This is a genomic window from Segatella copri, assembly GCF_009494835.1.
In the GTDB taxonomy this organism is placed as follows: Bacteria; Bacteroidota; Bacteroidia; order Bacteroidales; family Bacteroidaceae; genus Prevotella; species Prevotella copri_F.
In genome coordinates this window covers 1-25,933 of record NZ_VZBE01000011.1, presented here as the reverse complement: position 1 = coordinate 25,933, position 25,933 = coordinate 1, and the positions used below count along the sequence as shown (strand labels likewise).

Here is a 25,933-nt window from a genome sequence, read left to right as displayed (position 1 = left end):
CATGGTGGTTTATCAGGCTCTCTATGGAGACCAAGCCTATTGGGTAAGACCGGAAGATATGTTCTTCGGGAAAGTAACAAGGGACGGCAGAACTTTCAATCGTTTCACGGAAATAGATAAATTCTAACAACAGGAAAATGAGCATGAAACAGATAGAAACACTCGTTTTTGATTATGGAGGTGTCATCGTGAATATTGATGATGTCGCTGTTGTGAAAGCCATGGAGAGCCTGGGCGTTACGGCGTTCAAGCGGCTAATCCATGTCCGCAAAATCAAGAGACTGATGCACCAATATATCAATGGTCTGGTAGCAGAAGCTGAGACTTTGAAAGAGATGCTGAGCCTTTGCCGCAAAGGAACCACAACCGAGGATATTGAGAAAGTTCTCGAAGAGCTGTGTGGCAATCTGCCCGTGGAAAGACTGAAAGCATTGGTCAAGCTTCGGAAGCGATACAAGGTCTATCTGCTCAGCAACATCAACGACACGCTTTGGCAGAAATCAGTTAGTCAGATGAAGCAGTTGGGATATTCCACAGACGATCTGTTTGATGAAGTCTTCCTCTCATACGCCATGCGGAAAGAGAAGCCATCCGTCGAAATATATGAAGAGATGACACAGCAGACTGGATTGAATCCTGCCACCACTCTCTATTTCGATGACCGTGCAGAGAATGCCGAAGCAGGCAAGCGTTTTGGCTTTCAGAGCGTACTGGTAAAGACCAATCATCTGGAAGAACATCAGGAATGGCAAGAAATTAACAAGAATATAAAAGAATAATCTTATGCGCATAATAGGAAACTTACTTTGGTGGCTCTTCGGAGGTCTCGAAGCTGCCATCGGTTATTTCACCGGAAGTCTGGCTCTTGCATGTACCATCATCGGCATTCCCTTTGCGATACAGACATTCAAGATTGGTCTGCTCTGCCTATGGCCTTTTGGTTCTACAGTAAGAGAAACGAATAGTCCAACTGGTTGCATTCGCATTCCGCTGAATTTACTCTGGCTGATTTTCGGGGGATTGTGGGCTTGCATCATGCATCTGTTCTTCGGCTTTCTCTTATGTATAACGATCATCGGCATTCCTTGGGGAAAACAGCATTTCAAGATGGCTGGGCTTTCGCTCGCACCATTCGGAAAGGATGTGGAGTTGGGATTTTAAAGAGATAAGAAAACGCAGTTGAAGAGTATGAACACATTACATAGTTACCTCGCCTACTATCTCCTTGCCATCAATGCTGTTGCATTCATCGTGTACGGCATTGATAAGTACAAGGCAAAGAAAGCCAAATGGCGCATTCCGGAAGTAACGCTTTTATTGCTGGCTGTCGTTGGAGGAAGCATCGGGGCATGGATGGGAATGAAAGTCTGGCACCATAAGACGATGCACAAGAAATTCAAATACGGCATTCCTGTCATTCTGCTGATACAGATTGCGCTGATGGCGTATTTACACATGAAATAATAACAATATAAAGTACGAAGTATATGAAAAGTTTTGCACCAAAGCCGTGGTTTGCACCACAGCCTGTGCTGATTATCGGCACATATAATAAGGATGGAGTTGCCAACGCAATGAACGCTGCCTGGGCAGGACAGTGGGACATGAAGGAAATTATGATCTCGATGGGAAATCACGTCACCACAGACAACCTGAAGCTTGGCGGTGAGTTTACCGTTGCCTTCGCTACCAAGAAAACCATGGTGGCTTCTGATTTCGTGGGCATTGTTTCTGCCAAGAACGACTCGAAGAAGATGGAGAAGACGGGATGGAACATCGAGAAGGCGACTATGGTCAACGCTCCGGTGTTCACCGATTTTCCAATGACCCTGGAGTGCCGAATCAAGGAGAAATACGACGAAAGCGAAACCGGCTATTATCTCATTGCCGAAATCGTCAATATTCTTGTAGATGAGAAGTATCTGGCTGAAGACGGAAATCCAGACATGGAGAAGATGGAACTGATTGTCTTCGACCCTATTCATCACGGCTATATCCAGCTGGGCGAGAAAGTCGGAAACGCTTTCTCCGACGGCAAGGCTTTGAAATAATAGCCAAAAATAGAACAGAAAAGCAAATAAAAGTTCGTTTTCTATTCCAAATCTTACTATTTTTGCACCATGATAATGGATTTAGAACATATAGGTAACAAATGCGGTTTCTCTGACACCGGAATGCAGAACAGATGCAGCCAGCTTGTGGGTGGTGACAAGGATATGGTTAAAGTGTTTAATTACAAAAGATAAAAATAAATAAACATGAATTTTCCAGAAATATATTCAGCAACAGGCATGATGGAGCTGATTCAGAAGATCGGCTTCCTCCCTCTCCTTGATAGTGGCGTTGAAGGATTCTCTGCCGAAGACATCGTGGCGGAAGACTGCGGTTACGTAAGACTTCCTGAAGGCGGTTGGGACTGGCCGCTATGGAAATGGAAGGGCGAAATTGTGCAGGAAATGCCGTGTATGTACGGAAAGTTCTTTAACAAGAAAGCAGGATTCATCAGCCAGGAATGGTGGCCGGACTTCTGCAACTACAGAAGAAGCAAATACCCCCGTCCGGATGAAGAATCGATAGAAGGAGCCATTCTCTGCACGCTTCAATCTACCGGCAGTCTCATCACAAGAGAACTTCGGGCATCCTGCGGTTTTACGGGCAAGGGAATGAGAAGCAAGTTTGACGGTTATCTCACCCGACTGGAAATGGCGACTTACATCGTGACCGAGGATTTCATCTACCCTCGTGACAAGCACAATCACGAATATGGCTGGGGATGGTCGCTGCTCAATACTCCCGAAGATCTCTATGGCAGGGAGGTTTGCCAATGCAATCGCACTCCCCAGGAATCTTATCAGAGGATTTTCGAGCATCTGAAAGAAATCCTACCTGATGCTTCGGATAAACAGATCATTAAATTAATTGGATAAAAATGAGAAAGGAATCAAGAGCAATGGATAGTGAGTGGGCTTTGGAAGTAATGCACAAGGCTCCGTATATAACGGTCAGTTTTATTGACGAAGAAGGCAAACCTTATGGTTTACCCCTGTCACTCGCATCAGATGATGATGTGAATTGGTATTTTCATGGTGCCTTGGAAGGCAAGAAGCTGGAGGCAATCAAGGCTCATCCCGAGGTTTGCCTTTCAGCCGTAACCCGTTGTGCGCCTACGGTTGGTCCGAAGGACGGAAATTTCACCCTGCAATTCAAATCAGCCATTGCATTCGGTAAGGCAGAAATCTTGGCAGATGAAGCAGAGAAGATTCATGGTCTTAGACTAATCTGTGAGCGCTTCCTTCCTCACCACATGGATGCTTTCGACCAGAGCATCGCCCGTTCCCTATCACGTACGGCTGTTGTTCGCATCACGCTTACTGAGCCACCAACCGGCAAACGCAAGCTGTATGATAAGGAGGGCGTGGAAATGAAATATGGGAGAATGGAATAAATCTCCGATAATGGTAACATCTTCCGAAAACCAGGTATAAGCTTTTTTGGAGAATGTGCGTATCTTTGCACCCAAGAAAAATTCTAGGAGCCTCTCATTGCGACCTATACGATGGTGGTGGGAAAGGAATGATTCCTTGGGACAACATCGAAGAGTTCCTGAAAAAGAATTAAAAAAAATGATACAATGAAGAAAATAATCGTAATCTCTACCAGTCTGCGTACTGGTTCAAACAGCGACATGCTCGCAGATCAGTTTATCGAAGGTGCCAGGGCTGCAGGTCATGAAGTGGAAAAGATTTCACTTTCAGGAAAGGACATCAAGTTCTGCAAAGGCTGTCTGGCTTGTCAGAAATTGGGCAAGTGTGTCATCAAGGATGATGTGAACGACATCATGCAGAAAGTGCTGAATGCCGATGTGGTTTGCTGGGCAACACCTATATATTATTATGAGATGAGCGGACAGATGAAGACGCTCATCGACCGCATGAATGCTTTGTACTCGCTCGACTACAAATTCCGAGATGTTTACATGCTCACTACTGCTGCCGAAGATGAACCAGAAGTACCGAAACGTGCTGAAGCAGGATTGACTGGATGGATTGACTGTTACCCTAAGAGCCATCTTGCTGGCACGCTGTTCTGCGGAGGTGTTGACGCGCCACGCACCATTGAAGGCAACCAGAAATTGCAGGAAGCATACGAGTTAGGAAAATCTGTTTAAGGGATAACTATTAAGGAGGGGTTTTATGAAAGCTTTTGCAACATTCATTATATTAACAACGCTATCGCTCAACATTATGGCACAACAAAAAATAGTACAGACAGCAGGGCGCACCCAACTGGGTGAGTTTGCCCCAGAGTTCGCTCACCTCAACGACGACATCCTCTTTGGAGAAGTATGGAGCCGCAATGACCTGCTTTCATTGCGTGACCGCAGTTTGGTAACCATCACTTCGCTCATCAGTCAAGGAATCACCGACAGCTCGCTGAAATATCACCTGCAGTCAGCAAAGAACAATGGAATTACTCGCACGGAAGCGGCAGAGATCATCACCCACATCGCCTTCTACGCCGGCTGGCCAAAAGCCTGGGCAGCATTCAATCTGGCTAAGGAAGTGTGGAGCGAGGATGTAAAAGGCGACGATGCGAAGGCTGCATTCCAGCGTGAGATGATCTTCCCTATTGGCGAACCCAACACCGCTTACGCCAAATACTTCAAAGGCAACAGTTATCTGGCACAAATATCTGACAGTCAGATACCTTTCTTCAACGTAACCTTTGAGCCTGGTTGCCGTAACAACTGGCACACGCACCACGCTACAAAGGGCGGCGGGCAAATGCTGGTAGGCGTAGCCGGACGTGGCTGGTATCAGGAGGAAGGAAAGCCTGCGCAGGAAATCCTCCCCGGCACAGTCATCCATATTCCTGCCAACGTGAAGCATTGGCATGGTGCTGCAAAAGACAGCTGGTTTGCCCACCTCGCCTTTGAAATACCTGGCGAGAACACATCCAACGAGTGGCAGGAGGCTGTGAGCGATGAGGAATATAACAAGATAAAATAACAACTATAAGATTTTACAATTATGAAGAAGATAAAGTTAAGCAATGGCGTGGAAATGCCGCAACTGGGTTATGGTGTTTATCAGGTGGAACCGGATGAGTGTGAGCGTTGTGTGCTGGATGCGCTCAGCGTGGGCTATCGGATGATAGATACGGCACAGGCTTATCTCAACGAGGCAGCCGTAGGCAACGCATGGAAGAAAAGCGGCGTGAATCGTGATGAGATTTTCCTCGTTTCAAAGGTCTGGCCTTCCAACTATGGCGATGGACAGACCATGAAGAGCATCGACGAGAGTCTGCGCAAACTGCAGACTGACTACATCGACCTGATGCTCCTCCACCAGCCTTACTGCGACCGCTACGGTGCCTATCGTGACTTGGAAAAAGCTTACAAGGCAGGAAAGGTTCGTGCCATCGGAGTGAGCAACTTCTTTCCTGATCATCTTATAGACCTGGCTTCAAACATGGAGATTGCACCGATGGTGAACCAGATGGAGACACACGTGTTCAACCAGCAGCACGAGACCCGAAAATTCATGAATGTGTTTGGCACCAAGCTCATGGCATGGGCTCCTTTGGCAGAAGGTCAGAACGGAATGTTTACCAACCCTACCCTCACCCAGATTGGCGAGAAATATGGCAAAACTGCTGCACAAGTAGCCTTACGCTGGCTGCTGCAGAGCGATGTAATCATCATCCCGAAGACTGTTCACAAGGAAAGAATGCAGGAGAATCTGAACCTCTTCGACTACGAACTTGACGCTGAGGACATGCAGAAGATTGCTGCGCTCGACACCGCACATAGTCTCTTCCTCGACCATCATAGCGGAGAAACAACGAAGCAGTTTATGGAGTGGAGAGCTGTGGTGAAACCTACAGAATAATTATGACACAAGATACATCTACATATTACGTTTGGATAGGTGGCTCATGTGATTATGGCCATAAAGAGCGAGCTGGTGGTGCTGCCGTTGTGATTGAGCATAACGGCAACATCATCAGCCGTGATGTAATCAGCGACCTACACACCACTGAGTTCCGCATGATGCTAACCCTCATGGTGAAGGTAATGCAGGAAATACCGGAAGGTTCCGACATTCTCTTCCTGACCAACGCTGCCTATATTCAGAACTTTGACAAGGCTCCAACGACTAAATCAGCCAACCGAACGAGCAGCGAGAGCAAAGATGCAAGCTCGCTTACAATCTCTGCCGAGTCGCGAGGAAGGAAGGCGAGAGCCAATCCGGACTTGATCATTCAATGCATCAAGGAAAAGAAAAGGCACAACTCTGTCGGAGTCAAAATCGTGCAATATCACAAGAGTCCACTGCTGATAGAAACCCATGACATCGCTACGGAAGCAATGGCTAAGACAAGGAAGGAATTTCATCAGAAAAACAAATAAATGTTTAGGGCCGTTTTTCCGGTCATTAAGGTCACGGTCATTAAGGTCATTAAGGATTTCCGGTTATTCAAGATATCCCCCAAGTTGTCCCTCAATGCTCCTCTAGATTAAGAATAAGGTTAAATCATGTTAGCTCTGCAAACAAAATTCATTCATAAAATCACATTTCTGAATATTTTTTGTATTTTTGCAGATATAATGTGCCAACATGGAGGTTGAGCATAAAGAAACTATCATAAACGGAATATAGGATTATGGCATATACAGACAACGATACATACAGACATATTCACTTCGCCGTTATGGCAATAGAGAGTGGAGCACGTAAATTGGGTATTTCCGGAAAGGAGATGCACGACCGCCTGCTGAAGCAGGGACTGATTCACCGTAGGCTGATAAAAAGGTATGAAGACCTTCATACACAAAGCCTTGACTGGGTGGCAGACGACATTAGTGAAACTTTATTGAACTGGGAGAAAGAAGTATGATTACACTATATCATGGCTCTTATATACAAGTTGGAAAACCACTTGTTAAATTAGGAAGAAAGAAGGTGGACTTTGGGCAAGGTTTCTACCTTACCAAATTGCGCCAACAGGCTTCGTCATGGGCAAAGACTATTGCTGAAAGAAAAGGACGTAACGCCCTACCGACATTGTCTATATATTCATTTGATTACGATGCGGTAAAGAGTAAAGATTATCGCATTAAAATCTTCGACAGTTACAATCTTGAATGGCTGGAATATGTAGTTGATTGCCGTAAAGGAGGTACAAAGCAAACCATGTATGACATCGTGGAAGGTGGCGTTGCCAACGATAATGTCATTGATACAGTAGAAGACTACGAGAACAATGTCATTACAGCTGAGCAAGCCCTAGGACAATTGAAATACAAGGCTGTAAATCATCAACTCTGCATATTGAACCAAGAGATTGTTGACAACTATCTGTCGTTTGTTTCGTCAGAACAAATAGAAAAGGAGGATTGACTATGAGAGATTCTGTATTATGGCGCAAACAAAGCCGAATAATAATGATGCTTGCAGAAGCTCTGCATATTGATGCAGAAAGGGCACTCAACTTGTTTTACACTACTAAGGTGTACCAGCAACTGTCTGACCCCAAATATGGTTTACAGCTTATGAGTGATGATTATATTCTTGAAAATCTCATAGAAGAACTGAGAGAAACTCAATAACACCAAAAGTGAGTGGTTATGTAAAAAGTTACGGAGAATATGAATTATCTCCGTAACTTTTTAAATTTCCGGCTAATTTATCGGTCTCGTCTGAAATCGTTGCGTCCGTCTCCATGCCACCATGCGCCCAGAAAAGCAAGGATGGCACGGAAAACGATGTAGATAACGATGATGTCAACAAATTCATTCATAAGCTTGATATTTAGCAAGTTATTCAATATATATTCACAACCGGAATGCCCAAACAGTTGGCTTTCTTGAAAGTGTAGTAGGTTCCCCCCTTCTCTCTCCCATCGTAGAAGGCAATGAGAAGGGACGCATTCTCAACCATGAACTCGTCTCGGTCAAGAAAACATCGGGTGTAATAGTATTCTGAAAGGATGATCACCTCATCTGCAGAAGCCATCAATCCATCATAAACCATCCTGTCGCAGGGCTTGAACCTATCTGCCTGACCTCTGAAAGGAATGGCTGCGGTAAGCGTCATTCCCGGGCAGGAAGGTTTCAGCGACTGCACAATTTGGGCTGCCATCAAGTCAATGCCGATGGCAAATCCCGAAATAAAATTGCTGATGCCATGCTCGTAAGCTTCGAGGATGGCTTTGGTCAATCGCTCTCTTATGACCTCCTGCTGAGAGAAGTTGTAAAAGCGATGTCCTGTAAAGGCTGCCGAAACAGCCTTGTCAAACTTTGTCATATTCTTTCTTTTCATTGTTGTACGTATTTATAAGATGTCTTGCCGAGGAAAATGCCGTTTGTTACGTGCGCCCCGACTTGTTCTAATTGTGCGGTGTAGGCACAGAATGAAGTGCCGGTAGTAACCACATCGTCCCAAATGCAGACTATCTTGTTTTTGAAGAAGTTCGCATCCACCTCAATATTATTCTTTTCCTTCAAGCGCTTTTCTCGCTCATCCTTCTTGACCTTAGTGCCATGAACTGCGGTACGTTCGCCAACAACCTTGACATGGGAAAAGCCGTTGATTGCTCCAGAAAACTTGCAGACAAGTTCAGAGAAGTTCTTGTTGCGTGCCTCGTTACGCTCCTGACTGCTTGCAGGAACGCAAGAGAAGACAACGCTGCGAACCTTGCGCCCAAACTTCTTGACAAGCATCTTTGCCACGCACTTCGCCACATCTGCATGGTTTCGACCATCCTTGAAATCATAGATAACCTGGCGGTCGAAGAAAGCATCCATACCGATGTTCTTGATACGTACCGGATAATAGCGCAAAAAGCTGCTCAACTCCTTATCCTCCTGTCCCTTGATGTAAACCTGTACCATGTTCATAGCTTTATTTGTTGTTACTTGGCAAGTAGTAGCCATCAGCCACTACCCACCGAGAAAAATGTTTTCAATCGTAAAGTCTGCTGAGGAAAGACTGCAACTCTCTGTCGAAGATTTCTGAAAGCTGACATGGTTGGAATGGCTTTCTCAGCTCCACTCTGACCTTGCCGAGTCCGAACTTGGTTGCATCCAACTCCACACTTGCCATTTCATTGGCAGAAATGTAGCTGTATTCAGTCTCAGCCAGACCTACAACGATGCCAAAGAGCACAAAATCATCATTCTCTCGCTATCCTTCAAGAATGTACCAGCGAGCGTTGCCGATGAAAAACACTGCGATGCAAACTGCATCCTTCTTCTTGCTATCCTGGGAATAGAGCGGATAGTCCTGCATTGCCTTCTCCAATTCTGGAGTAATCAGGCGGTTGTTGAAATCTTTTGCCATAGTCTCTAAATTTTTTCTCCCTTTCGTTAAGTCCTTTCGGACTTGGGATCGGGAAGCTTTTTCTGCTTTTCAAAGTGCGTACAAGGCAATAAGGCAAGTCTGATGGGAAGAATACTCTTTTGCATGTTACATGGAAAAGGAAGATTGTTACCGAATCACGACTTGCTATTAGCCAGATACGCGATAACTTTGCAGAAAAAGAATCCCGAAATTCCAAAGACGATACGGCATCAAAGCCTTCTGGCTTCAGTAAGAAGAAAAAATATAACAGGGAATGACTGCAGGGATAAAAAAAGCCGGGTGGGAATAGTCCAAGCAAGTATCAACAGTTTTAAAAGCCAGGGTGTTGTTCCTTCGTAAGTCGATATAATCGGCCTGCGAAAGAACAACACCCTGACTAACTGTTCATGCTTACTGGACTATGGCGTGGGCGAAGATTATAAAGAAGAAAAGCCGACAGATTTATAAAGGAAAGACAGAATGCCTATAAAGAGGAAGACCAGCATATTATAATAAGGTGGAAGGGAGGGAAAATGAAGGTTGATGCTGTGAGCCAGTGCCCTTCTCGACGAATGGACATGCAGTAGTGGCAAACTGATTAAGTGGGAATCGCTTGCGTCCCACCTACTCAGTTTGCCACTACTGGATGTTGTTTCGTGGGCACCTTCCGACTGAGAGACTTTGCACTTACGTCATGCTCTGCTGACATAAATGCAAAGTCTATCAGGTGGAACTCCAGTAGCATCCTTCATGGCGTGGGGCGAAACATTATCAGGGAAAATCAGCCGATTATCACTATAAGGATATCGCAATAGTGATGAAAGAAACTGTACAAAGACCTTTTATGAAGCAGGACCAAATTACTATTTCACAAAAACTTAAAGTTCTCTGCAGAGTATGCACTTATCAATGTTCGGACTTTGGACAAACATTACTATAGCTTTAAAAATGCAGAAATATATTAAGTTTTAAATTTTATCTAACAGGAGGACTTCCTCCTGTTAGATAAAATTTAAAGAAGACCAACAAAATCTGCCAATGCTTTTAAGAATCTTGAAGCAGAATCATCTCTTTCTTCTTGGTCTTTTTTCATAGATAACAAATCTGTTTTAATGTAATCTTCTATTAAATCTAAATACATTTTTTTTTGCTTTTTCCATGTTTCAAGACGATTACGTTCTGTTTTTTCAAATTCAGCAATATCATATTTTCCTTTTGAAAATTCTTTCATATTCTTCCTAAATTGGTCTTCTGAATTTTTAATTTGGTTTGATTTCAAATAAGGAAAGAAAACCAATAATTCTTTGCGCATATCCGTAAAATTTTTGTATGATAGACTCTTGTCTGTATTAAAAAAAATAAGTTTATCCATATCATCTACACAAGCACTGCATAAAAAAAAGAATAAATGCTTAGTTTTTGCATCATTTCTCATCTTGTTTAACAGAAATTCATCTATATTATTAGTACAATCTATTTTTGTATGCCAAGTATAAATATTGTATTTATCTTTATGTAAGATTTTAAATGTTTCAAAGAGACACAACAGTTTTGATAACTTCTCATAATAAGGTTTTCCTTCTACTTCACTAATCTCAGGTATTACAGTTTCCAAATTTTGAAGTTTAGAAGACTTAAGTCCTGCTGCATACATTTTATTAACCATATTTACCAGTTTCTCACTCTTAGGAAAAAGTAAAGTTCTAGGAATCTCAATGTGTTTCATAAGAAATAACATATCAGATGGCTGTAAATAAATTGAATGTCTAGAAGCTTCATTTCTTATAAGTTCACTAGCTTTTTGAATAATTGACTTTAAATTAGTACGTTGTAAATTATTTAAACGATAAGCTGGCTCTAACTCATATGCATCACCACATATTTCTTCTATATTATTAAAATACAAATCACAATAAACGTTACTTGAAGAGATTTCTCCCTCGCTATACATACATATTCTTTTAAATACATCATTAAAAGATAGGCATTCTTTCCAATTAACTTTATAGCTATCTTGATAATAGGGAACTCCTTGAAGACCATGCGTATACTTCTCTTTAATAAATGCTTTCAATAGTCTATTAACCATAACATGAAGTGTGAAAAAGGAAGGACGAAGGGTAAGAGTTGTAACATTATGAAATAAAACATCATTGTTATTCATACCTGATTGAAATTTATCCTTAATACTACTATAATCCTTTCTATTGTAAGAATATGAAACAGACATGTCATTTTTTACAAAAGAAAAAGTTACATGTGCACTTTGTTTAACATCTAGCTTATAAGCTATACTACATTTAGCAAATTCTGTGATTTTCCATGAAAAGCCAAGTAATAGGAAGAGATATTGCCGTACCTCATTTGAATATGAATTAACATTATCAGATGACATATATGAATACTCAAGCATTTTATTAGGAATTATAAAAATAATTTTATCTTTATTAATCTTATCAAACAGTTCCTGTTTTAAATTACTGAATGTGTTTTCATTTTTCATATATGCACTTAAATCTACAACAAACAAAGTGTCATCATCGGAGTACGTATTTGAAGCTATATCCTGCTGCCCTATACAGCAAGAATATATAGAGAATAAATAAGACTCAAACAAGCGCTGATCTCCGTAAAACATGAGAGAGTACTCAATATTTGAATTAAAAGAATAATCAGCAAGATCGGCATTATAAAAACTAGTTTCTAGTCTTTTACAATTAACCAACTCCATATACCGCTCAATCTCTATAAGAATCTCTTTATCTACAAATGAATTTTGAAATGAACCAATATAGTTTTGAATTTCAGCATAACCAATGGTATCTGGGACCATGTTAATAAGGACTTTTAAACTTTCCTCATCTATACCAACAAAATTACCATGCAAAACGTCATGAAAAAAGTCCTGCATAGAACAACTTATATTTGCTTTTAAAGCTAATACATATACAACGATAGAATGTAAAATTGTCAAGTATGTACCTTCACCCCACAACTTTTTCAACCTATCACATTGTTTATTCAACAAACAATGTGCTTTATCTTCTATTCTAATTATTTCATCCATTTTTCGTGCAAAAATAAGAAAAAAAAATGTAATCTGCAAATATTCGTTATATTTTTCCGCGCGGTTTTATGATAATTAACAATGCGCATGGAGCTATTAATTATTTTCTATAATTTTGCACCCAGAACGAATAACCAGAATGGTGTTGGTGAAAGGTTCTTAACATAGAAAATTATGAATATATAGAATTATACATTAAGGTCTTACGACTTCTCACACTCGGCAAAGGTGGAACTTGTCTGGGTTGGTGTGGAATAAGTCTGGCATATACAATATAGGTATAGGCTCTCTGGCTAAAATCTGCTCAACCATAGGTATTTCCACCACCTTACCGAAGCAGGTTCCAGAGAGCCTTCTTTCGGTTTAATTATTGAATAAATTAAAAAGTAAAGATTATGGGAAAAATATCAACCATTTTGAGCATCATAGGAGTGATATCGGCATTAGACATTATCACATTCATATTACGATCAGCAGGAAGGGCCAACAACCTCACCTACTATATTTGCAGACCACTTTGGGGATTTCTGGAGCTATCAATGTTCAAGGGACTCCTAGGCCGCATTATAGAGGTCATTATAGCAACTTTTTGCATTCATCATCTTATAATAAACTTTATACAATGAGTAACATTAACTATACATGGAGCAGAGCTCCAAACAACAAGAATGAAGTAAGCTATGGCAAAGAGCCTGATAGAGTATATCTGCTGTATCATTCGCTAAGAAGAATGAGCAAGAAATACCATCAAACCTCTAACCTTTATAAGCTGAAAGGTAAAGGTGGTTCATATAGAGCCACTATCATTCAAGAGAATATCATAGAGATATTCCTTGAGCAATTAAACATTAAGTGCAACTCTTTAAACATAAATATTATGTGTAAATTTCAAAAATTTATAGGTGAAATCACCAACTATACAAACAATGTATATACTATAACTGTAGGAGACAAGTCTGTCACTATCCCTTACTCTGTAATGCACAAATATCCAGTGTTTCCTACCAGCATGATGGAATCAGGTCATCTCAAGATTGGAGGTAACATCCATCTAGTCAAAAAGGATGAGCAAACATTCTATCCAGACCACGAGACCTATGGTATTAGTAATTCACAGGAACAAATACACTATGTGGATGGCTCCTATCTACTCAAGGATGCAAAACCATTAAAATTAGAATGTAGCTTCAATGAACTTCTTAGCAAACTGAGCAACATAATGCCATCCATACCGGAAGGCAAACGAAATGAAGTACTTCAGATTCTCGTGAATCAAGATCTCAGAGATGAGGAAAAACAAAGTAGGCTAACAAGCCTTGTTGCCTTTCCTTTGGACTTCGAAGAATCTGAAACACTTGAGAAAAAAAAGAGTATTTTCACGCCAGCGAATAGATTCAAGGATGAAAATGCCCAGCCAAAGGAGATTGTTGAAAGTATTGTTGCCATGTGTAATACAAGTGAGCAAAAGCCTTGCAAACTTATTATAGGGATTGATGATAAGACAAACCTGACCAATAAGCTCCAAGACGAGATTGCAACTAGATACCCCAACATGGACACTATTGATGAATTTCAGAATACGTTTCTGATACCTTTCATCAAGTCTTACACTTACAATAATCCGCTTCTTCTTTCATCATTGAAGTATAATTGGTATAGTTATCATGGGGACTTAGTTCTAATAATAGACATCAATTACAAGGGAGCACCCATAGTATGCAAAGGCGGTATACTTCCATACAGGTGTGGTTCATCGAAGCACTGTGTAGAAGGCCCAGATATGGTCAGTATGATTGTAAAACTTTCAGAGAATATTGATTAACAATAAAAAATAGGAGACAGAATTATGGCAAAATGCAGTTATTGTAACAAGAAGCTAAACTTCTTGACCAAGTATGTATGCAATGAGTGTGGTAAAGTCTTGTGTGGAAAATGCTTAACCAAAGTAGACTACGATTCAAATGCAGACGATTTACTTCATAGAGTAGATTCTTCATATACCTCACCCAAATACTCGCTATGGAAGGAAGCTCATTATCTCTGTAAATCATGTGCAAAAAGCTATCAGCAGAAAATGGCGAACATGATAAAGGCTATAGAAAATAATGAGGACGTTAAAATTGTTTCTAGTAACTATCAAGGAAACAGGTTTGACCATCTGACCAAGATTCAACATGTTGAAACCTATGCATACCGGGAAAAGTCTGATGCCGAAGATGATTTAAAGGCAATGGCAAAATATTTAGGTTGCACACATGTTCTGAACGTAGAATGGGAAAGAACCGAAGATGAAGAAAAAGGTCCCAAAGGTGGAACTCATATTTTTTCCAGATGGTCAGCTTGTGGCAATGTATCAAAATAATTACTCACTTAAAGCATAAATGTATGAACCAAAAGGTAACAAACAAATATCTCTCAGGAACTGCAATTAAAGCAGTTCCTCAGGAAGAGATTGAAACAATTCTAAAACATAATTTCCATTGTTTCAAAGATGCCGCAAAACCCAGAGAAGAAACACATGTTTTCATGCATAGGTTCTTTGAATACCTTAAGAAGAAAAAACAGATAACGCGTTCTTCGAAGATATGTCTAATCATATACATTCCACAGAAAAGAAACTTCTCAAAGGAAGAATACTCAGAGTTAAACGATTTCTTCTGCTCTTGGATTCACAACTTTGAATTATCTTGGGGAATATATGAAACTGGGAATTTGAATAAGATGGAAATAACAATATTTACAAACGTAAGGAGACAAAAAATGAAAGATTATCAAAGCACGAACAATCAAATTCTTGAAGAAATGAAACAAGAAATAATCAACAGAATGGTTACAGACAACATGCCAGAAAGCAAGTTGCAAGAATTCCGACAGCAAGTAGAGGATTCTTTCTGCTTCGACGGTATCATGTTCAAAGGGGAACTACACCAAAACGAGATGGGAGATATTGTTAGAATATCGTCCAAGAAAGAAAATATACTTTGGGCAAACAACTTGAATAAAAACGTTTTGTTTATCACCAAAGAGCCAAACCTATCAGGAGGCTGCGCATGGGACCAAAGATGTGATTCTTTCAGAAAAAGAGGTAGTACTATTGAACATCCTATGTTAATAGGGCATTCTCTTGACAAAAGAATAGCCTATATCATTTACGGTCTGAAATCTGTATTGGATACTCCATCGAAGTTCATAGAGTTTGAAAATATACCGAATGAAAACATATTGGAGACTATAGACCAATACCCTTTTGCCCGAATTAACTTGAAGAAAACTGGAGGTTCTGGTAAGGCAAATGATAAAATAGTTCTAGCAGAAGCAGAAGTCTATAAAGACTATCTGAAAAGACAAATTGAGAATATTAATCCGAAAATTATCATTTGCTGTTCCAATAGCAGAAACAAAAATATGATATTAGAAGAGTTTCTCAATTCCAACGGTTACAATTTTGAATGGACAGAAGTAGAAGGAATTTGGATAGACAAATCTCGAAACATTCTTGCTATCGACTCTTATCACTTATCCTATTACGGAATATACAATAAAAAGGAGGACAAAAGGTATGATGACAAGACATTTTACAATGACGTAGTCAAACGCCTTTACGAGTATTTGTTACGCCATCCTAACTTTATTTCACAAGAATAGATAACTTCATAAAATGCCAGCTCTAAAGGTTATGCTATAAGCTACCTTTAGAGGTCGGTAAATATAATAAACAAAACAATGAAACAAGAAAAAAAAATTAGCATTGCATTAGTAATTGCTCTAATAGCATTAGCTGTAACATTTAAGTGCATAGAACTAAAGTACAGCGATTTGCCTATTGGGTTAAGTATCAAGGAAAAATTGTTGTTTTGCTGGAGTCAGCCTTTTAATAAATACAGTGCTTTCTGCATAGGAAGCTATAGCGTTTTTGAAAGTGCAATACTCTATTGCTACTTTAGTATCAAAAAGTATATACTAATTAAAAGTAAACAATGAACACAAATAAATATCAATTATCAAAATAAACTTTTAAATTATGGCAAGAACTAAACGTAAAATTTTGATGTCTTTGGCAATCTCTGTGGTGGCAATCATAGCTACCATCACATGTTGCTCGATGAACAAGTACTTCAGCTTAATACAACAAGCCCATCGTTACGAATATGAAGAAAGACAGAGTATTTGGAATATCTCCAGAAAATTATCTGCCAAAAAAATGCTTTCTGATATGACCATTCTATCCAGAGGAGACTCTGTTTTAGTCTGTAAGATAAATCGCATAACACTTCAAGAATACCATGACTTCGTAAACGACAAAGCTGTTCCAAGAAGAACAACATGGATAAGAATAAGAGAAGCCTACATGGAAAGCCTGATTAACGGGGAAAGTTGGATAGTAAAAAGAGCCGCAAGTTCAACATTTACCTCCTATATATTCTGGAGCAAGACAAAATGGAATGAACAAAAGGACTCTACAATTCACTACCAAGAAGAAAAAAAGTCTTTTAGAGAAATTGAGCTAGACAAAGAATACCCGAATTTCAGTAAGCCAAATGAGAAGGAGTTCAAAAAATGGGAAAATACTTATAAATCATTATTCTCTTTCACAAAGGATTCTGGAAAGTGGATTCTATCATATAACAGAGAATACTTCAAAAACCCATATGTAAGCACAAGACAACGTGGTATAGTCTTTCCTTTTTAAAAGCACAGAGAAATGAAACAAGTTATTGAAACTATCGTCAATCTTATATTCCAGGGAACGGAAGACGTAAGCAGAAAAGAGATGTTGATCACAGGATTTGCTGTTTGCATTTTGATAACAAACATCATATGTCTAATCAAAGAGGTTTGGATTATTATATAGAGTATAATAAGAGGGCGTATTTAAGGCAGAATGGTACGCCCTCTTTTTTTTATATATATTATTAAGCAGCAGGGTTCTGCTCTATACGAGCATTTTTAATGACTTCTTCCAAGCGGTAAGCGTGTAAAGCTTCGTCCACGTCACTCTCAAATGCGTCACGTTTCGGAGTACCAACTTTTCCAAAGAGCTTGTCAAGCACATCGTCCAATGGAGTAAGATTCATCTGTGCCATATTTTTTTTATTTATGTGTGAAGATAAGTAAAATGCTCCATACTAAACTAAATAGCGAGATTAGATATAGTAGGAATAGCATCAAAGCGTCCCTGCAGATAAGCCTTCTCCATATCCAGCGTGTCCCGGAAATCCTTGAAATCAAACAGAGAATACAAATCACTGCTTCCATCCTCTCGCTTGTTCACGAAATACACCTGATCCCTTCGCTGGAAATCGGTGTTCAGCAAATGGGTGTTATGAGTGGTATAGATGAGCTGGGCATAGTCGCTATGATTGAACATACCTATCACAAATTCCACCAGCTGAGTATGGAGGCTGTTGTCTATCTCATCGACAAGGAGCATCTTTCCTTCATGGATAATACCAATCATCCTCACCATCATCCGGAACAAAGTCTTGGTTCCCTCCGACTCTTCCGTCTCGAAATCAAACGCAACGGAAGGGTTGGTACGATGAAACGTCGTGATGGCATTGTTCTGAATCTTGAAGTCAATGATGTCGCTATCTGCCGTTCTCAACACCTCCAGCATCTGCTCCTTTCGTTCCTTGAACAAATTATCCAGAGAATCAATGTTAGCCACCTGATAATCAAGCACGATGTCATAACAGAAGAACAGGAAAATCTTTTGGGCTATTTCCCTGTCCATCTGACTGGCACGAGAAATATAGAGAGTCTTCTTCGATGTATTGTCAGCTACATCGAAAGGACGCTTGATGACAGTTTTAAACTCATAGATGTCTTTCTTCTCTGTTCCTCTACTTTCATCACGGCTGAATACCAGCGACTTGCGACCATTCGGATAATAGTACAAAGTCTCGGTGATGATTTCATCATGCATAAAGGAGAAGGAATACTCATACTCTACTCCATTCAGCAGGAAACGGATGTAGAAAGAGCTTGGCTTGTTGGCATAATCCTCAAACTTGAAAGGTGAAATGGCAAACCTGGTGTCAACATTATAATTATGTGATGAACGAACCATGTTCACACAAGCTCTGATGGCTTTAATCACATTGCTTTTACCCGAAGCGTTGGCTCCAAATAAGGCAACGCTCTTCAACATCTGTTCTCCATCCACGGAAAACAGATTACCTTCAAGCTCCCTTGCCTTCTTTGTCTGAATCTTGGCAGCCTGCAAGTCCAAAGTCACCTCGTCTCGAAACGAGAACATATTGCTTAAACGTATCTCTAAAACCATTTTAACCTCGATATTTGTAATTTGATTGCAAATATAAGAAATAAAACTTGTTTTTATATCCATCAGACGTTATTTTTATTATTATTTAGCACAACAAAGAGCAGGATGCTCCTTCAAGCACGCACAGATAAAACTACCACCACCAGAGCACGAAGTTCTGATGGTGGAAATCTTATTTTTCTCAATCAATAAACCAATGAATAGTTCACATTGAAATAGGAATCTGAAATCTTCATGGTTGTAATCACCATGGATTTGTCCGGGTTGGTGAAGCAGTACTGCAGGCTGGCTTCATCGGCAGAAACAAGCGTGTAGTGCTTCTTCAGATAGTCAATCACAAGCCCACGGTTCACACTTCGCTCCGTATCTATGACAGAATAAAGCGAACCGTCAAGACGGGAGAAACTGTAAAGAACGCCTTCACTACCCTGCCCAGTCATAAAGGTCAACTGGATGTTGTCGCCGGAAGTCTCAGCTACCTGGCGGTAACGCTTCATGGATTGAGCCATATAACTCTTGACCTCATCCACATTTGCACCCATGATATGGTAAGGCTCTGTCCAAACGTCCAGTTTTGTTTCCGGACTCTCGACCTCCTCCATCGGGTCATCATTGCCGCAAGAGGTGAATACTACTGGTGAAGCCATCATCATCAGAAGGATGGCGATCGAAAGATACTTTTTCATTTTCATGACTTTTCGTTTTTGATGTTATTTAATTTCATTGTATTCATATCCACATGTGGACATGTATCAACGTCTATATTCCATCAAGGGTGAGACTCAAATCAGCTTTGTGGCTGGTAAGAGCAATGCCCATCCGTCTCACGTTTCCCGTGCAGAGAAGCGTGATGACATTTCTGTTCTGAAGGCTGGTATCGTTTATGGAGCCAATGCTTCCGGAAAGAGTAACGTTATCAAGGCCATTGCACTGCTCCAGCAGATTGCCAATGGAAGCTTTCCGCAAAGCAAGGTGGAACCTTTCAAGCTTGCTGATACCGAAGAGAAAAACTCTAAGGTAGAAATCGAGTTCAAGACCAAGGGTAAGTGCTTTGCCTATGGCATGGAGTTCACCGTCGGAGGAATCAAGGAGGAATGGCTGTTTGAAATCAACAGCCGTACCGACAAGGAAGTTTTCACAAGAAAGGTTACTGCAGATGGCAACGAGTTCACGTTTGGCAAGGTGGATGGAAATGAAGAAACATCCATGCTTCTGAAGTTCATCGCCCACAGTACACCTTCTGATTCCAGCTTCCTTTCAGAGTATGTACGCAGAAACGGCAAGGGACTTGAAACCATACGCATGGCCAAGAACTGGTTTGCAGACGGATTGAAGATCATCTTCCCAAGCACACGCCTGCAGGGAATTTCTTTCCTTACTGAAAACAATGACGAGCTGCAGGAAACGACTCGCTCGCTTCTTGCCTACTTCAACACGGGCATTTCAGACGTGCGCCTGTACAAAATCAAGAAAGAGGATGTGAACTTATCTTCCGATTTACTTGACAACATACTCAGCAAGGCAAAGAACGGCAAGGCGTACAGCATGGCTGCCACAGTTGGAGGCGAAATGCTTCTTTTCGAGGTAAATGCCAACGGAGGATATGAGATTTACAAGCAGAAGGCTGTTCACCGGAATCTTACTTCCGGCACCGAGGTTGTTTTTGATCTGAGCGAAGAATCAGATGGCTGCATCCGATTGCTCGACTTCATCCCAATGCTCATCGATTTGAAGCAAAATGAAGTTGACTATCTAATCGACGAGATTGACCGCAGTATGCACCCGATGCTCTCGCAGAAGATCTTAGAGTGCTATTTCTCAGGACTGGAGTCTAGAAGAGACACTCAGCTCATCTTCTCCACCCATGAATGTAACCTGCTCAACCTCGACCTTATCAGAGCTGACGAAGTCTGGTTTGTCGAGAAGGGAAAGGATGGAGCATCTCATCTTACATCCTTGGCAGAATTCAAGCCTCGTGAAGATGTCCGCAAGGGTTATCTATTAGGACGCTACGGAGCCATTCCGTTGCTTCCTAAGGAGGCCATGAAGTGGTAAATACAGACTGCTATAGATTACAAAGAAATCCGCAATCTGGTTATACCCAAATTACGGATTCGTTTATCCTTTCTTAATGATTCCAACGTATTTTGTCGTCTGATTTATTAGTCAGTTGGATTGAATTGTGAGAACCATTTTACCTGGTCTTCATACGACATATTGAAGTAGCGTTTCTCCTTGTTCAACTGGTGGATGCGCTCCATCTCGTGGTTGGAAAGGGCGAAGTCGAAGGTCTCGATATTTTCTTGGATATAGTCAGGATTCGAGGCACCAGGGATGACCGAGAAGCCCATCTGCATGTGCCACCGAATGATGATCTGTGCGGGACTCTTGCCATGAGCCTTGGCAATCTCGCAGATGACGGGGTCGCGCAACAGTTCACCCTTTGATTCACGTCCGCCCAGTGGGAACCAGCACTCTATCTGGATGTTGTGCTTGGCAGCCATCTTCTGCCAGTGCTCGCGCTGAGCATAGGGGTGACATTCTATCTGTACAATCTGCGGCACGATACGGCAGTTCTCGACAATGGAGTTCCAGATGCTATCGTTCACGTCGAAATTCGAAATGCCGATGGCACGAACCTTTCCGCTTTCTAGCACCTTTTCCATTTCTTTCCAGCCTCCAACGAAGTCGCCAACAGGCTGATGGAAATACACGAGGTCAATATAGTCAACACCCAAGCGTCCGCACATGCGGTCGATGGCCTTCAGTGTCTTACCCTCACCGTACTCATTAGGCCACAGCTTGCTTGTAATCCAAATCTCGGAGCGGTCAATGCCGCTGTCCTTCACAGCGCGTCCCACACTACGTTCGTTCTGATAGGCATGTGCCGTGTCGATATGGCGGTAGCCGCACTTCAACGCTGTCATCACAGAATTGTAGGTCTCGTCACCGTCGGGAATGCTATACACTCCGAGTCCGAATTGTGGCATCTGTACTCCATTGTTCAACGTCAGATACGTCTGCTTCACTTGTCCGTTCATAACCATTGCTGTCATCAATGCGATTAAACTAAATATTAGCTTTTTCATTGTTGTCTTTGTTTTTTATCCTAATTGATATTCACCCATGCGGATAGCAGCGATGACACCACCGTCGATGAGCAGGTCGGTACCTGTAATAAACTTGGCATGCTCTCCCAGCAGGAAGGCTGCAGCCTCGGCAATCTCGTCGCTGGTGCCTGTGCGCTGGGCGGCAGAGGCATCAATCATGCGCTGATAGCCCTCACCATTGGCATTGAACTCATCGTAAGCCAGCGGGGTAACGATGACACCAGGGCTGATGGTGTTGATACGGGCACGACGTTTCTTCCAACTTGTAGCTGCGGCGCGTTGTGCCTGCAGATGGTTCATGCGCTTGGCAATCATGTAGGCAAAGCCTGAGTTCTGCATGGCCACCTCCTGAACGAACTTCACGTCCTTCAGCTGAGCGGTCGGAGTGTTCACCAGTTGCAGTTCGATGTCGTTGGGAATGGGGTACATATAGGCTGCCTGACTCGAAATGATTAGTCCTGCACCACCCTCGGCCATTACCTCTCCGAAGGCGTCTACGGCATAGCCAGTGCCCAGCATATCGAGATTAACGATGTGTTCAGGATTGGCCTGATTGGGCGATGCACCTGCTGTATCAATGAAGTACATCACGGGCCCCAGTTCTGCTGCCTTCCTTGCTAATGCCTCCACGCTTTCCTTCTGCAAAGCATTTACCTGCAAAGTCTCTACATCATAGCCACAGCGGCGGAAATCGTCACCGACACGTTCCAATGCCTTCTCGCTGATGTCGCCCAACAGAATCTTCTTACCGGCACCAATACGGCGCACAATGGCTGTTCCCATACTACCGGCACCCAATAGTGCCACTACCTGTTTCTGTTCGTTTCTGTCGAAAATCATAATTTGTTCTCCTTTTATTCTTTTAATCGTGAATCTTTGTCGTTAATATCCTAAACCATTCAACCACTTCTCGACCTTTTTCTTTTCCGTACGCACTTCGTGGCCATAGATGCTGAATCCCTTTGTAACATCTGCACCAGGGAATGCATCCTTCACATCCTCTACACAGTTGGCCAATCCAGAACCTTCATGAGTGGTAAAAGGAATGACGGTCTTGCCCTTCAGGTCATTAACATGCTTCTTGAAGAAGGTAAACATTACTTGAGGATAAGTGCCCCACCATACGGGGCCACCGATAAACACAGTGTCGTATTTATTTAGGTCGATGTCGCCTTCATATTCAGGCAACTCACCGTTTTTAACTTCTTCCTTTGCCAGATTGATGAGTGGTGTATAAGCCATGCCGTCGTACTTGTGGGTAACGATTTCAAACTGCTCTGCACCTGTCACTTCTGTGATGTAGTCTGCCACAATCTTCGTGTTACCTACCTCAATGTTTCCTACTGCGTAGTTGTCTCCCGCATGCGAGAAGAACACTACAATTGCCTTTCCGTCTTTTGCCATAACTGTTTTCCCGTTTGTCGTTGTTTGTTCATTCGCAGCAATCTCTTTCTTGCTGTTTCCACCGCATGCAGTGGAAACCAGCATACACAGAGCTGATGCAAGTATCAGTTTCAATGATTTACCCATATTATCGTTTTTAAATTTCACGGTACAAAGTTACGACGTTTTTCAGGTACTTTACTTTCATAAATTGCGTCACAATTTTCACTTTTTGCACAAATTGTTCGTTTATTTATAAAATAAAGTGTATTTTTGCAGAAAATAGCAAGATATGAGTACAGATTTTCAATATTCTACAGACTTCTACGGGATGAATTCCCGTGAGTTGAGCCACACCTGCATGCACCTGCTTTGCTTGGCAGGTGAGGCAAGTTTTGTGTTCAACGAGCATTGCTACCACATTATCAAAAACGACATGGTGGTGATACCGATGCCTGACCGTATCAGCAATCTGGCGGCACATGATGACTTGCAGGTAGAATGGTTTGCTGCTGATTATAAGTTTCTTCAGAACCTGCTGCCGTCGAACAACTACAGCATCGGTGGCAGTATCTCGCTGAACCAAGACCCCGTTATCAAACTGACAAATGAACAAGCACGACATCTGCTTGATGACTTCCATCGTCTTCGTGACCGCAAGGACGACAGCCATGTACAGTTCTATCGCGAACTGATGGGCAGTCTCTGCCTGACGATGATGTACGACATATTCGAAGCCCATGCCCAACAAGAATCCACAGTTCCCCATACCGACCGCACAGCTTATATCGTTAAACAGCTGATGACACTACTTTCTACCGGCATTAGCCGAACGGAACGTAATGTGAACTACTATGCAGAGCGACTAAACGTATCGCCAAAGTATCTCTCCGCCACCATCAAACGCGTGACAGGACACAGTGTCACCTCATACATCGACCGACACACCATACCTATATTGAAAGACTATCTGAATGATGAACGTCTGTCCCTCACCCAAATAGCCGACCTGATGAACTTCACGTCACTCTCTTACTTCAGCCGCTACTGCACCAAGCATCTTGGCCAGTCCCCCAGCGAATACCGACAGAGTCTTCAACCGAAATAATACGAGATCTTATTTGTTTGCTGTTTATTTAGCACATATGTTATCGTATTGTCCTTGCCTAGTGGCAGCAAGGTGAATGTTAATGGAGCTAAAGGTAAAGTATCCGCAACTTCTTCTGATGACTTACCATAACTGACAGTGAAGGAAATATACGTATGGAGGAAGTTCTTAACATCCAACAAAATGCTGATAATTCTGAAGTTTGGCATTTGTTGCCTTTCGAAGATTATAGAGAAGTTGTCTTGGCTACATTCTTTAGTGACGGTGAGAGTATCTTTAAAGATGTGACAGATAATTATAAGAAGACTTATCCTCACATTAAAAAGGTCGAGCTACAAGCCATTTGCGCAATAGAGGAATTGGAGCCGGACAAATAATTGATAGAAGTAAGGATTACATTTATATCTGAATAAATTGCAACATGAAGATACATGAAGTGGTGCGATTAAAATTATCGAAAAAAGCAACTGTGGAATAATCTTTTTAAAGATTTCACATTAAAGCAGGGACAGGCTTTGTTGGCAAATTCATTATGACCATGAATCGTGGCTAATGGATATTCCTCCTTCAGCTGCTCGATGAGGGCATGAATTAAAGAGCAAAATCGGCTATTCATGGGCTAAAAAGGGGGTTATGTAATCAGAAAACTCTAATTTTTCCGTTTTTCATCGCTGAAAACAGGTATTGGGAGAATGCATAAAAAGCGAGCGCTATGATTTAAAAAGTAAATATATATTCCATTTGTAACCCAACATACAGACTTCACTTTACACACGAAATATACATACTAAATAGCTATATAACAATAGATTACCAATTTCCATCTCAGCATTGTTGTTATGTAGTTTCTAGCTTTCCGAACTATTGATACGTCAATAATTTGTCAATTACTAGCAAAGATAATAAAAAGCAGGCAAACCAAAGAATTTTATCACGCTATTTAACGGAAAAATGCAAAATATGGAGGTTAGGAAGATGTTTTACCCCCTCTTCTAAGGGTAAAAAATGCCCCTCCTCAGACATAAATCTGTCTCAGACTTGACGTATTTTTGACAAATTCGAGGGGTAAGTAAGGGGTAGAATGAGGTAAAGAGAGGAGAAAAAGCAATGCAAGAACTCATTTCCGGCACTAGAGAATGTAGATTATACTTATACATAAAACATTAATAGCAACTTTAATATACTGGTATAAATGTTTAATAAACAACTAATTACGATGCGTTACCTTATTTACTGCAAGTCTTTAAAACAGAAATATTCTATCCGGTCATTAAGGTCAAGGTCATTAAGGTCATTAAGGTTTCGGGGGAAAAACATTTTCCTATAGTATATATATAAATAATATTTATATATACTATAGCTCAAAATGACCGATTCCCATTTTCTTAATGACCTTAATGACCTTGACCTTAATGACCGCTTTTTCACGTTTCTTCGGCTACCTTCAATGCGTATTTTCCTGTTTTGCTATGTTTCTGCAATAAAGTTCTGACAGAAAACGATAGAAAGTATTATCTATCAACTACTTACGTCATTTTCGGAATAGAAAGTTAGGGTGAAAGCTTGTATTCTGCCCGAAAATGTTGTATCTTTGCACCGGCAATCGAAAGAACAGCCTTTTGTGCCTTGCTCGGG

The 25,933-nt window shown here is 41.4% G+C and carries 31 protein-coding genes and 1 pseudogene; 22 read left to right on the top strand and 10 right to left on the bottom strand.

The window, feature by feature from the left end; all coding sequences use genetic code 11:
* Position 1: 1 nt before the first annotated feature.
* The 14 genes from F7D47_RS02075 to F7D47_RS02005 all read left to right on the top strand — a co-directional run bounded on the left by F7D47_RS02075 (position 2) and on the right by F7D47_RS02005 (position 7,612).
* Positions 2-127, top strand: coding sequence for a DUF1653 domain-containing protein (locus F7D47_RS02075; RefSeq protein WP_153095698.1), 126 nt, complete (start codon positions 2-4; stop codon positions 125-127).
* Between the two features lie 16 nt (positions 128-143).
* Positions 144-779: an HAD-IA family hydrolase gene (locus tag F7D47_RS02070; RefSeq protein ID WP_194252658.1), complete on the top strand. Its 636-nt coding sequence runs from the start codon at positions 144-146 to the stop codon at positions 777-779.
* A 4-nt stretch (positions 780-783) separates the two neighbouring features.
* Positions 784-1,161 carry a YccF domain-containing protein gene (locus F7D47_RS02065; RefSeq protein WP_118119222.1) on the top strand — a complete coding sequence of 126 codons (378 nt, stop codon included), beginning with the start codon at positions 784-786 and terminating at the stop codon, positions 1,159-1,161.
* A gap of 27 nt (positions 1,162-1,188) precedes the next feature.
* Complete coding sequence (locus F7D47_RS02060; protein WP_153085886.1) at positions 1,189-1,464, top strand: DUF1294 domain-containing protein; 276 nt, start codon at positions 1,189-1,191, stop codon at positions 1,462-1,464.
* Positions 1,465-1,487: 23 nt separating this feature from the next.
* Positions 1,488-2,051 (top strand): flavin reductase family protein, encoded by a 564-nt coding sequence (locus F7D47_RS02055; protein ID WP_153085885.1) that lies wholly within the window; start codon positions 1,488-1,490, stop codon positions 2,049-2,051.
* Between the two features lie 207 nt (positions 2,052-2,258).
* Positions 2,259-2,927 carry an AlkZ-related protein gene (locus F7D47_RS02045; RefSeq protein ID WP_153085884.1) on the top strand — a complete coding sequence of 223 codons (669 nt, stop codon included), beginning with the start codon at positions 2,259-2,261 and terminating at the stop codon, positions 2,925-2,927.
* 2 nt (positions 2,928-2,929) lie between these two features.
* Positions 2,930-3,445: a pyridoxamine 5'-phosphate oxidase family protein gene (locus F7D47_RS02040; protein ID WP_153085883.1), complete on the top strand. Its 516-nt coding sequence runs from the start codon at positions 2,930-2,932 to the stop codon at positions 3,443-3,445.
* A gap of 186 nt (positions 3,446-3,631) precedes the next feature.
* On the top strand, positions 3,632-4,168 hold the full coding sequence (locus F7D47_RS02035) for a flavodoxin family protein (RefSeq protein WP_153085882.1): 537 nt from the start codon (positions 3,632-3,634) through the stop codon (positions 4,166-4,168).
* Positions 4,169-4,193: 25 nt separating this feature from the next.
* Complete coding sequence (locus F7D47_RS02030) at positions 4,194-5,009, top strand: carboxymuconolactone decarboxylase family protein (RefSeq protein WP_153085881.1); 816 nt, start codon at positions 4,194-4,196, stop codon at positions 5,007-5,009.
* Positions 5,010-5,030: 21 nt separating this feature from the next.
* The gene (locus tag F7D47_RS02025; protein ID WP_153085880.1) at positions 5,031-5,891 is read left to right on the top strand and encodes an aldo/keto reductase; all 861 of its coding nucleotides are present in this window, start codon (positions 5,031-5,033) and stop codon (positions 5,889-5,891) included.
* 2 nt (positions 5,892-5,893) lie between these two features.
* Positions 5,894-6,412 carry a ribonuclease H gene (locus tag F7D47_RS02020; RefSeq protein ID WP_153095697.1) on the top strand — a complete coding sequence of 173 codons (519 nt, stop codon included), beginning with the start codon at positions 5,894-5,896 and terminating at the stop codon, positions 6,410-6,412.
* Positions 6,413-6,666: 254 nt separating this feature from the next.
* The gene (locus tag F7D47_RS02015; RefSeq protein WP_006846555.1) at positions 6,667-6,900 is read left to right on the top strand and encodes a DUF3791 domain-containing protein; all 234 of its coding nucleotides are present in this window, start codon (positions 6,667-6,669) and stop codon (positions 6,898-6,900) included.
* A complete protein-coding gene (locus F7D47_RS02010; protein WP_153086681.1) occupies positions 6,897-7,403 on the top strand; it encodes a DUF3990 domain-containing protein in 507 nt (168 codons plus the stop codon). Before F7D47_RS02015 ends, F7D47_RS02010 begins: the two co-directional genes overlap by 4 nt.
* Before the next feature lie 2 nt (positions 7,404-7,405).
* Positions 7,406-7,612: a DUF3791 domain-containing protein gene (locus F7D47_RS02005; protein WP_119227930.1), complete on the top strand. Its 207-nt coding sequence runs from the start codon at positions 7,406-7,408 to the stop codon at positions 7,610-7,612.
* A 214-nt stretch (positions 7,613-7,826) separates the two neighbouring features.
* Here the strand turns inward: F7D47_RS02005 and F7D47_RS02000 are convergent, their stop codons facing one another.
* From F7D47_RS02000 to F7D47_RS01985, 4 genes and pseudogenes are all read right to left on the bottom strand, one after another.
* Positions 7,827-8,324, bottom strand: a complete 498-nt coding sequence (locus F7D47_RS02000; protein WP_153086680.1) for an SLOG family protein — start codon at positions 8,322-8,324, stop codon at positions 7,827-7,829.
* Entirely contained in the window at positions 8,321-8,902 is a 582-nt protein-coding gene (locus tag F7D47_RS01995; protein WP_118081691.1) for a ribonucleotide-diphosphate reductase subunit alpha, read from the bottom strand. The genes F7D47_RS02000 and F7D47_RS01995 overlap by 4 nt, the downstream gene beginning before the upstream one ends.
* Positions 8,903-8,966: 64 nt before the next feature.
* Positions 8,967-9,417: pseudogene (locus F7D47_RS01990) on the bottom strand (DUF2958 domain-containing protein).
* A 939-nt stretch (positions 9,418-10,356) separates the two neighbouring features.
* Positions 10,357-12,411 (bottom strand): hypothetical protein, encoded by a 2,055-nt coding sequence (locus tag F7D47_RS01985; RefSeq protein WP_153086679.1) that lies wholly within the window; start codon positions 12,409-12,411, stop codon positions 10,357-10,359.
* Between the two features lie 622 nt (positions 12,412-13,033).
* Between F7D47_RS01985 and F7D47_RS01980 the strand changes: the two genes are divergently transcribed.
* The 5 genes from F7D47_RS01980 to F7D47_RS01960 all read left to right on the top strand — a co-directional run bounded on the left by F7D47_RS01980 (position 13,034) and on the right by F7D47_RS01960 (position 17,101).
* Positions 13,034-14,233 carry an AlbA family DNA-binding domain-containing protein gene (locus F7D47_RS01980; RefSeq protein WP_153086678.1) on the top strand — a complete coding sequence of 400 codons (1,200 nt, stop codon included), beginning with the start codon at positions 13,034-13,036 and terminating at the stop codon, positions 14,231-14,233.
* A 24-nt stretch (positions 14,234-14,257) separates the two neighbouring features.
* Positions 14,258-14,773 carry an FYVE zinc finger domain-containing protein gene (locus F7D47_RS01975; RefSeq protein ID WP_153086677.1) on the top strand — a complete coding sequence of 172 codons (516 nt, stop codon included), beginning with the start codon at positions 14,258-14,260 and terminating at the stop codon, positions 14,771-14,773.
* Positions 14,774-14,796: 23 nt separating this feature from the next.
* On the top strand, positions 14,797-16,056 hold the full coding sequence (locus F7D47_RS01970; protein ID WP_153086676.1) for a hypothetical protein: 1,260 nt from the start codon (positions 14,797-14,799) through the stop codon (positions 16,054-16,056).
* A gap of 78 nt (positions 16,057-16,134) precedes the next feature.
* Positions 16,135-16,392: a hypothetical protein gene (locus tag F7D47_RS01965; protein WP_153086675.1), complete on the top strand. Its 258-nt coding sequence runs from the start codon at positions 16,135-16,137 to the stop codon at positions 16,390-16,392.
* A gap of 40 nt (positions 16,393-16,432) precedes the next feature.
* Positions 16,433-17,101 (top strand): hypothetical protein, encoded by a 669-nt coding sequence (locus F7D47_RS01960; protein WP_153086674.1) that lies wholly within the window; start codon positions 16,433-16,435, stop codon positions 17,099-17,101.
* A 223-nt stretch (positions 17,102-17,324) separates the two neighbouring features.
* Here F7D47_RS01960 and F7D47_RS01955 read toward each other — a convergent pair whose 3' ends face one another.
* The 3 genes from F7D47_RS01955 to F7D47_RS01945 form a co-directional block, all read right to left on the bottom strand.
* Entirely contained in the window at positions 17,325-17,495 is a 171-nt protein-coding gene (locus F7D47_RS01955) for a hypothetical protein (RefSeq protein ID WP_194252603.1), read from the bottom strand.
* Positions 17,496-17,542: 47 nt separating this feature from the next.
* The gene (locus F7D47_RS01950; RefSeq protein ID WP_228113387.1) at positions 17,543-18,670 is read right to left on the bottom strand and encodes an AAA family ATPase; all 1,128 of its coding nucleotides are present in this window, start codon (positions 18,668-18,670) and stop codon (positions 17,543-17,545) included.
* A 212-nt stretch (positions 18,671-18,882) separates the two neighbouring features.
* Positions 18,883-19,383, bottom strand: a complete 501-nt coding sequence (locus F7D47_RS01945; protein WP_228118666.1) for a hypothetical protein — start codon at positions 19,381-19,383, stop codon at positions 18,883-18,885.
* A 61-nt stretch (positions 19,384-19,444) separates the two neighbouring features.
* Here F7D47_RS01945 and F7D47_RS01940 point away from each other — a divergent pair, with 61 nt between their 5' ends.
* Positions 19,445-20,752, top strand: a complete 1,308-nt coding sequence (locus F7D47_RS01940; protein ID WP_153086671.1) for an AAA family ATPase — start codon at positions 19,445-19,447, stop codon at positions 20,750-20,752.
* Positions 20,753-20,859: 107 nt separating this feature from the next.
* Here F7D47_RS01940 and F7D47_RS01935 read toward each other — a convergent pair whose 3' ends face one another.
* From F7D47_RS01935 to F7D47_RS01925, 3 genes are read right to left on the bottom strand one after another with little or no spacing between them, the layout of a single operon-like run.
* The gene (locus F7D47_RS01935) at positions 20,860-21,786 is read right to left on the bottom strand and encodes an aldo/keto reductase (RefSeq protein ID WP_228113386.1); all 927 of its coding nucleotides are present in this window, start codon (positions 21,784-21,786) and stop codon (positions 20,860-20,862) included.
* Positions 21,787-21,801: 15 nt separating this feature from the next.
* On the bottom strand, positions 21,802-22,647 hold the full coding sequence (locus F7D47_RS01930) for an SDR family oxidoreductase (protein ID WP_153084012.1): 846 nt from the start codon (positions 22,645-22,647) through the stop codon (positions 21,802-21,804).
* Positions 22,648-22,689: 42 nt separating this feature from the next.
* The gene (locus tag F7D47_RS01925; RefSeq protein WP_153084011.1) at positions 22,690-23,337 is read right to left on the bottom strand and encodes a flavodoxin; all 648 of its coding nucleotides are present in this window, start codon (positions 23,335-23,337) and stop codon (positions 22,690-22,692) included.
* 145 nt (positions 23,338-23,482) lie between these two features.
* Here F7D47_RS01925 and F7D47_RS01920 point away from each other — a divergent pair, with 145 nt between their 5' ends.
* Together F7D47_RS01920 and F7D47_RS01915 are read left to right on the top strand one after the other, a co-directional pair.
* Positions 23,483-24,298, top strand: a complete 816-nt coding sequence (locus F7D47_RS01920; protein WP_228113385.1) for a helix-turn-helix domain-containing protein — start codon at positions 23,483-23,485, stop codon at positions 24,296-24,298.
* A gap of 155 nt (positions 24,299-24,453) precedes the next feature.
* Entirely contained in the window at positions 24,454-24,675 is a 222-nt protein-coding gene (locus F7D47_RS01915) for a hypothetical protein (RefSeq protein ID WP_153084010.1), read from the top strand.
* Positions 24,676-25,933 lie beyond the last annotated feature (1,258 nt).